The organism is Eisenbergiella porci (assembly GCF_009696275.1).
Lineage (GTDB): Bacteria > Bacillota > Clostridia > Lachnospirales > Lachnospiraceae > Eisenbergiella > Eisenbergiella porci.
On the sequence record NZ_VUMI01000010.1, the window covers coordinates 62,230 to 75,472 of the forward strand.

Annotated in this window: 12 protein-coding genes; 10 read left to right on the forward strand and 2 right to left on the reverse strand. The window is 49.1% G+C overall.

The genetic code is table 11. From position 1 onward, the window contains the following. Positions 1-1,701 carry a glycoside hydrolase family 3 protein gene (locus tag FYJ45_RS08210; RefSeq protein ID WP_154464213.1) on the forward strand — a complete coding sequence of 567 codons (1,701 nt, stop codon included), beginning with the start codon at positions 1-3 and terminating at the stop codon, positions 1,699-1,701. Positions 1,702-1,832: 131 nt separating this feature from the next. Here FYJ45_RS08210 and FYJ45_RS08215 read toward each other — a convergent pair whose 3' ends face one another. Both FYJ45_RS08215 and FYJ45_RS08220 read right to left on the reverse strand, forming a co-directional pair. Next, the gene (locus tag FYJ45_RS08215; protein WP_154464214.1) at positions 1,833-2,660 is read right to left on the reverse strand and encodes an ABC transporter permease; all 828 of its coding nucleotides are present in this window, start codon (positions 2,658-2,660) and stop codon (positions 1,833-1,835) included. Further along, the gene (locus FYJ45_RS08220; RefSeq protein WP_021635835.1) at positions 2,650-3,420 is read right to left on the reverse strand and encodes an ABC transporter ATP-binding protein; all 771 of its coding nucleotides are present in this window, start codon (positions 3,418-3,420) and stop codon (positions 2,650-2,652) included. Before FYJ45_RS08220 ends, FYJ45_RS08215 begins: the two co-directional genes overlap by 11 nt. A 204-nt stretch (positions 3,421-3,624) precedes the next feature. Between FYJ45_RS08220 and FYJ45_RS08225 the strand changes: the two genes are divergently transcribed. The 9 genes from FYJ45_RS08225 to FYJ45_RS08265 all read left to right on the forward strand — a co-directional run bounded on the left by FYJ45_RS08225 (position 3,625) and on the right by FYJ45_RS08265 (position 13,154). Beyond that, the gene (locus FYJ45_RS08225; protein ID WP_154464215.1) at positions 3,625-4,092 is read left to right on the forward strand and encodes a hypothetical protein; all 468 of its coding nucleotides are present in this window, start codon (positions 3,625-3,627) and stop codon (positions 4,090-4,092) included. Further along, the gene (locus FYJ45_RS33105; RefSeq protein ID WP_195841730.1) at positions 4,005-4,226 is read left to right on the forward strand and encodes a hypothetical protein; all 222 of its coding nucleotides are present in this window, start codon (positions 4,005-4,007) and stop codon (positions 4,224-4,226) included. The genes FYJ45_RS08225 and FYJ45_RS33105 overlap by 88 nt, the downstream gene beginning before the upstream one ends. A 94-nt stretch (positions 4,227-4,320) precedes the next feature. After that, positions 4,321-5,709, forward strand: coding sequence for an argininosuccinate lyase (gene argH / locus FYJ45_RS08235; RefSeq protein ID WP_154464216.1), 1,389 nt, complete (start codon positions 4,321-4,323; stop codon positions 5,707-5,709). A 76-nt stretch (positions 5,710-5,785) separates the two neighbouring features. Further along, positions 5,786-6,871 (forward strand): aspartate-semialdehyde dehydrogenase, encoded by a 1,086-nt coding sequence (gene asd, locus FYJ45_RS08240; protein WP_154464217.1) that lies wholly within the window; start codon positions 5,786-5,788, stop codon positions 6,869-6,871. 23 nt (positions 6,872-6,894) lie between these two features. Continuing rightward, positions 6,895-9,027, forward strand: a complete 2,133-nt coding sequence (locus FYJ45_RS08245) for a DNA topoisomerase (RefSeq protein WP_154464218.1) — start codon at positions 6,895-6,897, stop codon at positions 9,025-9,027. Positions 9,028-9,094: 67 nt separating this feature from the next. Beyond that, positions 9,095-9,787 carry an acyltransferase gene (locus FYJ45_RS08250; RefSeq protein ID WP_154464219.1) on the forward strand — a complete coding sequence of 231 codons (693 nt, stop codon included), beginning with the start codon at positions 9,095-9,097 and terminating at the stop codon, positions 9,785-9,787. Between the two features lie 320 nt (positions 9,788-10,107). Then, complete coding sequence (locus FYJ45_RS08255) at positions 10,108-11,181, forward strand: ABC transporter substrate-binding protein (protein ID WP_021635828.1); 1,074 nt, start codon at positions 10,108-10,110, stop codon at positions 11,179-11,181. A 256-nt stretch (positions 11,182-11,437) separates the two neighbouring features. Further along, positions 11,438-12,367, forward strand: a complete 930-nt coding sequence (locus FYJ45_RS08260) for an ABC transporter permease (protein ID WP_276890725.1) — start codon at positions 11,438-11,440, stop codon at positions 12,365-12,367. Then, positions 12,360-13,154, forward strand: a complete 795-nt coding sequence (locus tag FYJ45_RS08265) for an ABC transporter ATP-binding protein (protein ID WP_021635826.1) — start codon at positions 12,360-12,362, stop codon at positions 13,152-13,154. Before FYJ45_RS08260 ends, FYJ45_RS08265 begins: the two co-directional genes overlap by 8 nt. Positions 13,155-13,243: the final 89 nt, after the last annotated feature.

Consider the following 13,243-nt stretch of genomic DNA (forward strand, 5'->3'; position numbering starts at 1 on the left):
ATGGTAAATTTGAAAGAAAAACCCTTCTACCTGAAAGAGGAAGATATTAAATGGGTGGAGGAAACCATAGCCGGCATGACCACAGAGGAAAAAATCGGCCAGCTGTTTGTATATATGGTAACCAACCGCGATCCAGCAGTCATGAAATCGGTTCTTGACCGTTTCCATGTGGGAGCAATCCGTTATCACAATGCGCCTAAGGAAGAACTGTATGAACAGAACCGGATACTTCAGGAAAATACCAAAATTCCTCTTTTAATAGCCTCTAACTGTGAAGCCGGAGGAAACGGCGGAATTGAGGGCGGGACCGCTGTTGCCAACGGAGCTGCGGTCGCCGCAGCGGATTCTGAGGAAATGGCCTATGAAATGTCCTGTGTAGGCGCTTCCGAATCCGCCGCCGTGGGCTGCAACTGGAATTTTGCCCCGGTTGTGGATCTGCTTTTTAACTGGAGAAATACCATTGTGCAGACAAGGGCCTTCAATGACAATCCGGAGGATACCATACGCTATGCAAAGGCTTTTATGCGCGGCGCAAAGGAAAAAGGCTTCGCTACCTGCTGCAAGCATTTTCCCGGAGATGGGACGGAAGAGAACGATCAGCATCTGCTTATGGGTATCAATGATCTTTCCTGTACGCAATGGGACAATACCTTCGGCAGAGTATACCAGGAACTGATAGACGACGGTGTAATGACCATTATGGCAGGCCACATTGCCCTGCCTTCCTACCAAAGGGAACTCCATCCCGGCCTGAAAAATGAAGAGATTTTACCGGCCACACTGTCGCCTGAGCTTATTACCGGGCTTTTAAAGGAAAAAATGCAGTTCCATGGCCTGGTGGTAACAGATGCGTCCCATATGATAGGCATGTTCGCCGCCATGCCGAGAAAGGAACAGGTGCCGAGGGCAATTGCCGCAGGCTGTGACTGCTTCCTCTTTTTTAATGATCCCGAAGAAGACTTCGGCTATATGCTGGAGGGCTATCGCAGCGGTATCATCACGGAAGAAAGGCTGAAGGATGCTCTTTACAGGATCCTGGGCGTAAAAGCAGCCATCGGCCTCCACCGTAAGCAGGCGGAAGGCACCCTTATGCCTCCCAGGGAAGCGCTGGAGGTTGTGGGCTGCAGGGAACACCGCTGGATAGCGAAAAAGGCTGCAGATCAATTCATTACACTGGTAAAGGATACCCAAAGCATCCTCCCGCTGACCCCTGAAAAAAGCAGGCGGCTGAAACTTGTATTTATCGGCGGCGGAGAAGGCATGGTGGTGGCCGGCAAGCTGATCAAGGACAACAGTGAGGAAGTAAAAGAACAGCTGCTCCGCCTGCTACAGCAGCAGGGCTTCCAGGTGGATGCCCAGACGCCTCAGGGAAAAGGGAAAATGGAGGATTTCCAGGCAAAATACGATGCCTGCATTGTCGCCCTCCATGTGACAGGCTTTGCCCAGTATAATTCGATGCGTGTCAAATGGGCCTCACCTGCGGATCAGCCCTGGTATGTTTCACAGATCCCCACCATCTTTTTATCGCTTGGCTTTCCCAACCACCTCATTGATGTACCGATGGCCAGGACCTATATCAACGCCTATTTTGATTCCGAAACAGTTATGGAAGCCGCGATAGAAAAGATTATGGGAAAATCAGAATTCAAAGGACGTTACCAGGAAAATGTATTCTGCGGCAGGTGGGACACCAGGCTTTAGAAAGCCCATTTTTGTACAGCTTTACAGTATGTAGGTTTGCAGCGAAGGAAAATCCGTCCTGAAAATGCATCCGGCGAAAAAAATACAGGAAAGGCCATACAGCACACCAAAGCTGTACGGCCTTTCTTTTATCATTTCTTTTTATAATAATGCTCCAGCCACTGAATCATCTGATAAAGTCCCATGGCAATAATACAGAGTATAATAATAGAAGTAATTACCATATTCAGCTGGAAGACCTGGCTTCCATAAATGATCAGATAACCAAGCCCTCTTCTTGCCGCCAGGAATTCCCCGATGATTACACCCACAAGGGCAAGCCCGATATTCACCTTCATTGTGCTCAAAATAATAGGAATGGAACCGGGAAGCACCACCTTAAAAAGTGTATCCCTCCGGTTCCCGCCCAGGGTGTAAATCAGTTTGATTTTTTCCTCATCCACCTGACGGAAGCCGGTGTAAAGATTGATAATGGCTCCGAAGATAGCAACGGAAATACCGGCTACGATAATTGTGTTCATTCCGGTTCCCAGCCATACGATAAGAAGCGGCGCCAGGGCGGATTTGGGAAGGCTGTTAAGCACCACCAGATAAGGCTCCAGAATTTCCGTCAGCCTGGAGGAATACCACAGCAGGGTGGCGCACAGCATGCTGAAGCCGAATACCAGCAGAAAGCTTAAAATGGTTTCATACAGCGTTACTCCAATATGCATGCATAAGGAGTTCTTTTGCAGCATAGTAATAAAACAGGTAACCACCCGGCTGGGACTGGAAAAGAAAAAGGAGTCGATGATTTTCAAATCAGCGCACAGCTCCCAGACAGCCAGGAATACAAGCAGGATAAAAAAACGCATGAAGGTCACCATTCTGTGGTGCCTTCTGTGATCAGCAACAAAACGCTCCTGGGCAGACGCGGAAAGTTCTGCCGGAGTATTTTTCATTTTATTTTTATGATTCATCTGTCAGTTCCTCCCATAGCAGATTAAAATAATCCTTGAATTCAGGCGCATTTCTGGAGGCCAGCGGAGAGTCGTCCTTCAGGGTCAGATGGATGGGAATTTCCGCCTTAACCCGGGCGGGCCGGTTGCTCAGTACAATGACTCGTTCTGCGAGGCTGACGGCTTCCGAAAGATCATGAGTGATCAGGATGGCTGTTTTCCCGGCGGAACGTATAATGCGGCAGATATCAGCCGATACGGTCAGGCGCGTCTGGTAATCCAGGGCGCTGAAGGGTTCGTCAAGCAGCAGTATTTCCGGCTCCAAAGCCAGGGTGCGCACCAGTGCGGCACGCTGCTTCAGCCCCCCTGAAAGCTCGCTGGGCTTCTTGTGAAGGAACGGTGTAAGCCCGTAATCATCCACCATGGCAAGAACCTTTTCCTTCTTCTCAGGCGTCATCTGCTTATTGATCTCCAGGCCCAGCATAACGTTTTTATAAATATCCCGCCATTCAAACAGGTGGTCGTGCTGAAGCATATACCCGATGCCGGGCTTTTTGTCCTGAGGATCCTTTGTATAAAAAGTAATATCGCCGGATTCAGGCTGAAGCAATCCGGCAATAAGTGATAAAATCGTGGATTTTCCGCAGCCGCTGGGACCGACGATGGCCAGGAATTCTCCGGTTTTGACCGAAAAGGATATATTGTTGAGTGCTTTTATTTCTCCATTCAGGCTGTGATAGGAGAATGCTATATTTTTCAATGAGAGTATGATATCTTCCATGTCAATCCTCCAATCTGGCCGGGAAAGGAAGCGGCAGGTCCCACAGCGGCAATCCAGGTCCGGTCAGTTATATAACATATCATATGAAACCGGGGGGAAATGGTTCCTTCCCGGTATTTTTCCGGTGGAAGAAAACAGGGGAAAATGGTAAAATAAAAAGAAAAAGCCAGCTTTTTGTCGGCTTATGTAAGGGGGACTGCATATATGCGGGGCTTGAAGCTTATGTGGGGGTTGTTATGGCCTTTTCTATGGTTCCTGGCGGCATTGGGAGCTGCTGCATTCTCCTGTCCCCACAGTTTTTCCGTACTGGAGGTGACGGGGATTGGCGCAGCTGCAGCAATCCTTACCCTGCTCGCCTGGGAACGTCTGCAAAAAGGAAAGGGCCTGACGGACAGGCTGTTTTGGGGAGGAAAGGCCCTGGGCTGCGGTTGGCTTCTCATCCCTGCGGGGATCTCGGTATGCATTACGCTTAACGGCTTATTGATTCTCACCTGGCTGGAAAGCGCGTCCGGAATGTATGACGGGATGGCGGAGCTTATCTACGGCAGCGGGTTCAGGCGGTCTACGCGGCGGGACTGGGGCTTGTGCTGGCGGCGGCCTATGAAAAATGCGGCGGTTTTTTGGCGGCGTTTCTGGTCCATGCCGTGTCCAATCTGGCCTCTGTGGCAATGACGCTGGGAGAGGAGAATAATCAGCTATGGAATCGCCGGAGTGCGGCCGCTGTCTTTACTGTGGCATCAGGTCTGGTGCTTTTTGTCTGTCTGCGGAAGATACTGGCGTTTGATAAGAAAACTTTATTGCAATAAAGTTCATTTTATGGTAGTATCATTTTTAAATTGATTTTTAAGGTCATTTTTTATCGAATAAAAGGCCGGATTTTTGGCGGAATGGAGGATGTTTATGGCACAGCTCTGGGGCGGACGTTTTACCAAGGAAACGGACAGGCTGGCATATCAGTTCAATGCGTCTATTAATTTTGACAAAAGGTTTTTCGTACAGGATATTGAAGGAAGCATTGCCCATGCGGCGATGCTTAAGGAGCAGGGAATCCTGACGGAGGAAGAGAAGGAAGCAATCACGGAGGGCCTGACCGGCATCCGCAGGGATGTGGAAGAGGGACGTCTTGTGATTACCGAAGAGTATGAGGATATCCACAGCTTTGTGGAAGCGAATCTGATTGACCGGATCGGGGATGCCGGAAAGAAGCTTCACACCGGAAGGAGCCGCAACGATCAGGTGGCTCTGGATATGAGGCTGTATGTGCGTCAGGAGCTGCTGGAAATCGACGGCCGCCTGAAGGAACTGCTGGAAACGCTGATAACGCTGATGGAAGAGAACCTGGATACCTATATGCCAGGCTTCACACATATGCAGAAGGCGCAGCCCACCACGCTGGCACACCATCTGGGAGCTTACTTTGAAATGTTTAAAAGGGACAGGCTTCGGATGAAGGATATTTATGCGCGCATGAATTACTGCCCTCTGGGAGCCGGCGCTCTGGCGGGTACCACCTATCCGCTGGATCGCTGTATGACGGCTTCCCTGCTGGGGTTCGCGGGTCCTACGTTAAACAGCATGGATTCCGTTTCCGACAGAGACTATCTGATAGAGTTTTTATCAGCGCTTTCCACGGTGATGATGCACTTAAGCCGTTTTTCGGAGGAGATAATCACCTGGAATTCCAATGAATATCGATTTGTGGAGATCGACGACGCCTATTCCACCGGCAGCAGCATCATGCCGCAGAAGAAGAATCCGGACATTGCTGAGCTGACAAGAGGCAAGACCGGACGTGTTTACGGAGCGCTTGTTTCTATTCTGACAACAATGAAGGGAATTCCTCTCGCCTATAACAAAGACATGCAGGAAGACAAGGAACTGACCTTTGACGCCATAGATACAGTAAAGAACTGCCTGATCCTTTTTAACGGAATGGTAAAGACCATGCGCTTTAATAAAGCCGTCATGGAAAAGAGCGCGGTAAACGGCTTCACCAATGCCACGGACGCCGCCGATTATCTTGTGGGAAAAGGCGTGCCCTTCCGGGATGCCCACGGCATTATCGGCAGGCTGGTGCTGTACTGCATTGAGAAGAATACCAGCATTGACAGCTTAAGCCTGGAGGAACTCAAAAACGTCAGCCCTGTATTTGAGGAAGATATTTTCGATGCGGTATCACTGAAAACCTGCGTGGAAAAAAGGCTGACACTGGGAGCGCCAGGTATGGAGGCCATGAAGGAAGTCATCCGTGTTAACAGGGAATACCTGAAGGAAGAATGGCATTCTTAAACCACATTTAAGAAGATACACCGTCCTAAACAGTTACATTTAGAATATATATAGAAGAAAGATGAGGAGAGAAAAAATGAGTGAGAAACTGAAGGTAGGTATTTTAGGCGGAACAGGTATGGTGGGACAGCGTTTTATATCCCTGCTGGAGAATCATCCCTGGTTTGAAGTGACCACAATTGCTGCAAGTCCCAGATCCGCAGGCAAAACTTATGAGGATGCCGTGGGTGACAGATGGAAAATGACCACTCCCATGCCGGAAGCGGTTAAGAAAATCGTGATTATGAATGTCAACGAAGTGGAAAAGGTTGCCGCTCAGGTGGATTTTGTTTTCAGCGCCGTTGATATGACAAAGGAAGAGATCAAGAAGATTGAAGAGGAATATGCGAAAACGGAGACCCCTGTGGTATCCAACAACAGCGCACACCGCTGGACCCCGGATGTTCCCATGGTAGTGCCGGAAATCAATCCGGAGCACATGAAGGTAATAGATTTCCAGAAGAAACGCCTAGGAACCACAAGAGGCTTTGTTGCCGTAAAGCCCAACTGCTCCATTCAGAGCTATGCCCCCGTGCTGACCGCCTGGAAGGAATTCGAGCCTACAGAAGTGGTAGCCACCACCTATCAGGCGATTTCCGGCGCCGGAAAGACCTTTAAGGACTGGCCGGAGATGGTTGGAAACATCATTCCCTATATTGGCGGAGAAGAAGAAAAGAGTGAAAAAGAACCTCTCCGTATCTGGGGTAAAATTGAAGACGGCGTCATCGTTCCGGCGACAAGCCCGGTGATCACCTGCCAGTGTATCCGCGTCCCCGTACTCAATGGACATACGGCCGCTGTTTTCGTGAAGTTTAACAAGAAGCCCACCAAAGAGCAGCTGATTGAAAAGCTTGTGAATTTCAAAGGCCTGCCTCAGGAGCTGGAGCTTCCCAGCGCGCCGAAGCAGTTCATCCAGTATCTGGAGGAAGATAACCGTCCGCAGGTTTCCCTGGATGTGGATTATGAAAAGGGCATGGGGATTTCCGTGGGACGTCTCCGTGAAGATACGGTTTATGACTGGAAGTTCATCGGACTTTCCCATAATACGGTCCGTGGAGCAGCAGGCGGAGCCGTTCTGTGTGCGGAACTGCTGAAAGCACAGGGATATATTACTAAAAAATAAGCCCTGAAAAAAAGAGGTATGATTTGGGCAAAGATTTATTTATTGCGGAAAAACCCAGTGTTGCCCGCGAATTTGCAAAAGCTTTAAAATACAATATGAGCAACCGGGACGGCTACATGGAATCAAACGAGGCCGTTGTCACATGGTGTGTCGGACATCTGGTAACCATGAGCTACCCGGATGCTTATGACCCGGAATTAAAAAGGTGGACGTTAAAAACGCTGCCTTTTATTCCGGAGGAATATAAATATGAAGTAATTCCCGGCGTCCAGAAGCAGTTTGACATTGTGAGCGGCCTGCTGAACCGGGCCGATGTCACCAGAATTTATGTCTGTACCGACTCCGGGCGGGAAGGAGAATATATCTACCGTCTGGTGGAAAGACAGGCCGGCGTCCATGGCAAGGAACGCCGCCGGGTCTGGATTGATTCCCAGACAGAGGAAGAGATTCTCAGAGGCATCCGGGAAGCCAAGGATCTTTCTGCCTATGACAGCCTTTGCGATGCGGCTTATCTGCGCGCCAAGGAAGATTATCTGATGGGCATCAATTTTTCCCGTGTACTGACCCTGAAATACGGCACACCGGTGAAGAACTACCTGAAAAGAGACAAGGCTGTTATTTCTGTAGGCCGGGTAATGACCTGTGTCCTGGGAATGGTGGTAAACCGCGAGCGGGAAATCCGGCAGTTTGTGAAGACGCCGTTTTACAGGGTAACCGGGCGCTTTTCCATTGTCTGCCAGGCGAAGGACAACCAGGCAAGTGCTTCTTTGGCGGCCGCTGAGAACGGCAGCCGCAGCTTTGAAGGAGAATGGAGGGCAGTGGAAGGCTCCAGATGGTTCCAGTCGCCTTTACTGTATAAGGAAAACGGCTTTAAGGATAAGGAAGAAGCGCAGAAGCTGATAAATTTCCTGGAGGAGGAGCCCAGGGAAATTCCCGTTGTGGATAAAATCGAGCGGAAGAAAGAACAGAAGAATCCGCCGCTTTTGTATAATCTGGCAGAGCTTCAGAATGACTGCTCCAAATATTTTAAAATCAGCCCGGATGAGACATTGCGGATCGTCCAGGAGCTTTATGAAAAAAAGCTGACTACCTATCCGAGAACGGATGCCCGTGTGCTTTCCACCGCTGTTGCAAAGGAAATCAGCAAAAATATCAGCGGGCTTCGGGGAATCAGTTCCGTTGCCCCCTTTGCGGCGCAGATTCTGGAAAGCAAAAGCTATCAGGGAATTGCCAAAACAAGATACGTCAATGATAAACAGATTACGGATCACTATGCGATTATTCCTACCGGACAGGGACTGGGGGCGCTGAAAAGCGTTTCCGCCACGGCCGCAAAGGTTTATGAAATTATCGTGAGACGGTTTTTAAGTATTTTTTATCCGCCTGCGGTATACCAGAAGGTATCCCTGGTCAGTATTATGAAGGGAGAGCGTTTTTTTGCCAGCTTCAGGGTGCTGACGGAGGAAGGCTACCTGAAGGTGAGCCAGTTCTCTTTTTCCAGGAAAAAAGAAGACGTTCCTGCAAATGCAGAGAACAGAAATGAGGAGAAAGACGGCGCACAGGAGGATGTGAAATGCGATGCCGCCTTCCTGAAAATACTCCAGGGGCTGAAAAAAGGCACGCCGCTTGTAAATGAGGGCCTGGAGATCAAGGAAGGGGAGACATCTCCGCCAAAGCGCTATAATTCAGGAACCATGATCCTGACGATGGAAAACGCCGGCCAGTTCATTGAAGATGACGAACTTCGCGCCCAGATTAAGGGAAGCGGTATCGGGACCAGCGCCACAAGGGCGGAGATCCTGAAGAAGCTGGTATCCATCCAGTATCTTGACCTGAATAAAAAAACACAGATCATCACGCCCACGCAGATGGGGGAAATGATTTATGACGTGGTATCCGATTCCATCAGGCCGCTGCTGAATCCGGCACTTACGGCCAGCTGGGAAAAAGGCCTGACCATGGTAGCGGATGGCACGATTACATCACAGGAGTATATGAAAAAGCTGACCGATTTTGTTGGACGCAGAACCAACATCGTGAAGCAGCTGAACAATCAACAGATTCTGTACAGGCAGTTTGAGGAAAATTCAAAGTATTACACGAAGCAGCCCTCCAGGGCGGCTGCCGGAAAGAAAACGGAGGCGAAGGAAGCCTGACCGGGCCAGGGGCAGCAGGCAGCGTGTAAGCAGGCAGCGAGTGTCACGGACACAGTAAGGAGCGGACATGGAAGAATGTAAAATCATACATCTGTATAACTTGAATGAAACGATTGCAGCGCCTTTATTTGAGGGCCTTACCTATCCCTGGGAGGCATTACCGAAAATCAAGGCTTTTATCATACAACTGGGAAATACGCTTTCTGCAGATAAATTCAACAAAATCGGCGAGGATGTGTGGATTGCAAAATCTGCCAAAGTTGCACCTACCGCTTATATCAACGGTCCGGCCATCGTGGACGAGGAAGCGGAGATCCGCCACTGTGCCTTTATCAGGGGCAGCGCCATCGTTGGAAAAGGAGCCGTGGTAGGCAATTCCACTGAGCTTAAAAATGTAATCCTGTTCAATAAGGTGCAGGTTCCCCATTATAATTATGTGGGAGACAGCATTCTCGGCTTTAAATCTCACATGGGAGCCGGTTCCATTACCTCCAATGTAAAGAGCGATAAAACCCTCGTTGTAGTTAGATGCAATGGAGAGGAATTCCATACGGGCCTGAAAAAATTCGGCGCCATGCTGGGCGATAATGTGGAGGTCGGCTGTAATTCCGTCCTGAATCCCGGAACGGTAATCGGCAGAGACAGCAATATTTATCCCACCTCTATGGTAAGAGGCTTTGTACCTGCCAACAGCATTTATAAAACCAGAACGGAAATATCCGAAAAACGCGGCACACAGGCTGGTACGGACAGACAGTAAGTACTGGCAAACGGCGGATAAACAGTAATTTCAATGGAATGAACCGGATATTTATATATCAAAAAAGCGGGTGGAGCAATCTGCCCGTTTTTTTGATTGCCATTTTTATGGGGAATACATGAGGTTTTTTGAATAAGGGGTAAATTTTATAACAGCTTCAATAAATGAGCTGCTACAAAATATTGCAGGCCATATACGAAATATTGAAATTATTATTGACGAAAGCCTTATTTTCGTGTATAGTTACTGTTAGACGCGTTAATGCTTGCACGCGCTAAAGCATCGAACTGTAAAAGATACATAGAAAAGAGGAAAAAGTTATGAAAAGGTTATTAGCAGTAGCAACCGTTTTAACAATGACGGCAGCCATGCTGGCCGGCTGCGGCAGCAGTGCACAGAATGCTGCTTCCACGGCTTCGGAGCCGGCTGTACAGGAGTCGGTCCAGGCACCTGCGGAAAGCCAGGCGGCAGCCGACAGTGAAGCGCCCGCAGCGCAGACCGATTCGGATAAAGTATACAGGATCGGTATCTGCCAGCTTTTGCAGCACGAAGCGCTTGACGCCGCAACAAAAGGCTTCAAGGAAGCCATGATAGAAAAGCTTGGCGAGGATAACGTGGAATTTGACGAGCAGAATGCTTCCGGTGATTCCGCAACCTGCGCAACCATTATCAATCAGTTTGTTTCTGCAGACGTGGATCTGATTCTGGCAAACGCAACAGCTTCCCTTCAGGCAGCAGCGGCAGGGACCGGAACCATTCCGATTCTTGGAACCTCCATCACAGACTATGCGACTGCGCTGGAAATTGACGAGTGGACAGGAACCACCGGCAAGAATATCTCCGGAACATCCGATCTGGCTCCCCTGAAGGAACAGGCAGCCATGCTGAATGAGCTTTTCCCGGATGCCAAAACTGTCGGCCTGCTTTACTGCTCTGCAGAAGCCAATTCCGTATATCAGGCAAATACCATCCAGGAACATCTGGAAGGGCTGGGATATACCTGCAAGACCTACACCTTCGCAGACTCCAATGATATCGCTTCCGTAACCACCAATGCGGCGGGAGAGTGTGATGTAATCTATGTCCCCACAGACAATACGGCTGCTTCCAATACAGAGGTTATCAATAATGTATGTCTGCCCGCAGGCGTTCCCGTCATTGCCGGTGAAGAAGGAATCTGCAAGGGCTGCGGCGTAGCCACCCTGTCCATCAACTATTACGATATCGGATATAAAGCCGGCGAGATGGCAGTGGATATTCTTGTAAACGGCGCTGACATTACAACCATGGCGATTGAATCCGCTCCCAATGTAACCAAGGAATACAATGAAGCAATCTGCAAAGAACTGAATATTACAGTGCCTGATGACTATGTTGCCATCAAAGCCGAATAACCAATGTTTCTAACATAAAGTACATCCCCGCAGCCATCTGCGGTGAACTGGGGAACGGTTTTAGTTCCTTACGTACAGAAGCGGTTAAAAAAGCCCTGCTTTTTTACCGCTTTTTGTCGTACTCTATAGTTGGAAAAGAAGATCATATTTTTTCCTGTTATAAATATATATTTGGCTGTGAAAATACGTAAAAGCCCTAAAAATGAAGAAAAGTCCAAAGAGGCTTAATTAAAAAGATACGCGGAGGTAAAATGAAGTGAATATCATGTCGCTCTTTAACGCGCTGCCAGGCGCCTGCGCCCAGGGATTGATCTGGGGCATTATGGCAATCGGGGTTTATATTACCTACAAGATACTGGATCTGGCGGACCTGACAGTGGATGGAACAATGGCCACCGGAGGCGCTGTTTGTATTATGATGATACGAAGCGGACATTCCATCGGCCTTTCCCTCTTATGCGCGGTTCTGGCAGGGGCGCTTGCCGGACTGGTTACGGGAATTTTTCATACGGCCATGGGAATCCCGGCAATTCTTGCAGGAATACTGACCCAGCTCGGCCTTTATTCCATTAACCTGAGAATTCTTGCCAACAGCTCCAATCAGGCAGTCAGCGTGGATAAGTATTCCCTGCTGGTTTCACTGCGCTACATAAAGGGCGTTCCTTTTTATAAAAATACAATACTGATTTGTATCGTAATTCTTATTGTACTGATCGCTTTACTGTACTGGTTTTTCGGTACTGAGCTTGGATGCTCCATCCGCGCCACCGGTTCCAACCCGAATATGTCCAGGGCACAGGGAATCAATACGGATTTCTGTAAAATCCTGGGACTTATGCTTTCCAACGGAATCGTTGCTTTTGCCAGTGCGCTTTATGCCCAGTATCAGGGCTTTGCGGATGTAAATATGGGACGGGGCGCTATCGTTATCGGCCTGGCGGCCGTTATTATCGGTGAAGTAATCTTCAGCCGTGTCCGCGGGAACTTTGCTTTCAAGCTGTTTTCGGCGGCCCTGGGAGCAATTATCTACTATATCGTTCTGCAGGTGGTTCTGTGGCTGGGCCTGAATTCCAACGATCTGAAGCTGTTTTCAGCCCTGGTTGTGGCTCTGTTCCTGGCAATCCCTTACCTGAAGGACAAATATTCCAAAAAGACGGTAAAAAAAGGAGGTGCTTCCCGTGCTTAAGCTAACAGATATTACCAAAACCTTCAACGCGGGTACGATTAATGAAAAAACAGCGCTGAACGGCCTTTCCCTTGAGCTTCAGGAGGGAGACTTTGTAACCGTCATTGGCGGAAACGGGGCAGGAAAGTCAACGATGCTCAATGCAGTGGCAGGTGTTTTTTATGCAGACGCGGGTACGATAAGCATAGACGGCATCGATGTGACCAAGCTGCCGGAATATAAACGGGCCAAATATCTGGGGCGCGTGTTTCAGGACCCGATGACGGGAACTGCCGCCAATATGCAGATAGAAGAAAATCTGGCACTGGCGGCACGGCGGGGAGGCCACCGCACCCTCAGGTTGGGAATTACGCAGAAGGAAAGAGAAGAGTATCAGGAACAGCTGAAAATTCTGGAGCTCGGACTGGAATTCCGCATGACCAGCAAAGTCGGCCTCCTTTCCGGAGGCCAGCGCCAGGCGCTGACCCTGCTTATGGCAACCCTGAAAAAGCCCAGACTTCTGCTCCTTGACGAGCATACGGCGGCGCTGGATCCGAAAACAGCGGCAAAGGTTCTGGATATCACGGAAAAGATCGTTGACAGGGATCACCTGACCACCCTGATGATTACCCATAATATGAAGGATGCCATCGCTCACGGAAACCGCCTTATCATGATGCATGAAGGAAGAGTTATCTATGACGTGTCAGGAGAAGAGAAGAAGAAGCTTCAGGTATCAGACCTCCTGAAGAAATTCGAACAGGCCAGCGGCGGAGAATTCGCCAACGACCGGATGATGTTGAACTGATAACAGAAATGTGGATTTTATAAGCGTATCCGAAGCCTCATAAGCATCGGATACGCTTATTTTTACCACTTCGACAATTCTTTGACAAA

What these genes read in the sequence shown, in the direction of transcription:
- argH (WP_154464216.1), top strand. Translation starts at nt 4,321, where the DNA reads ATGGCACAGCTCTGGGGCGGACGTTTTACCAAGGAAACGGACAGGCTG.
- FYJ45_RS08210 (WP_154464213.1), top strand. Translation starts at nt 1, where the DNA reads ATGGTAAATTTGAAAGAAAAACCCTTCTACCTGAAAGAGGAAGATATT.
- asd (WP_154464217.1), top strand. Translation starts at nt 5,786, where the DNA reads ATGAGTGAGAAACTGAAGGTAGGTATTTTAGGCGGAACAGGTATGGTG.
- FYJ45_RS08250 (WP_154464219.1), top strand. Translation starts at nt 9,095, where the DNA reads ATGGAAGAATGTAAAATCATACATCTGTATAACTTGAATGAAACGATT.
- FYJ45_RS08215 (WP_154464214.1), bottom strand. Translation starts at nt 2,660, where the DNA reads ATGAATCATAAAAATAAAATGAAAAATACTCCGGCAGAACTTTCCGCG.
- FYJ45_RS08220 (WP_021635835.1), bottom strand. Translation starts at nt 3,420, where the DNA reads ATGGAAGATATCATACTCTCATTGAAAAATATAGCATTCTCCTATCAC.
- FYJ45_RS08225 (WP_154464215.1), top strand. Translation starts at nt 3,625, where the DNA reads ATGCGGGGCTTGAAGCTTATGTGGGGGTTGTTATGGCCTTTTCTATGG.
- FYJ45_RS08255 (WP_021635828.1), top strand. Translation starts at nt 10,108, where the DNA reads ATGAAAAGGTTATTAGCAGTAGCAACCGTTTTAACAATGACGGCAGCC.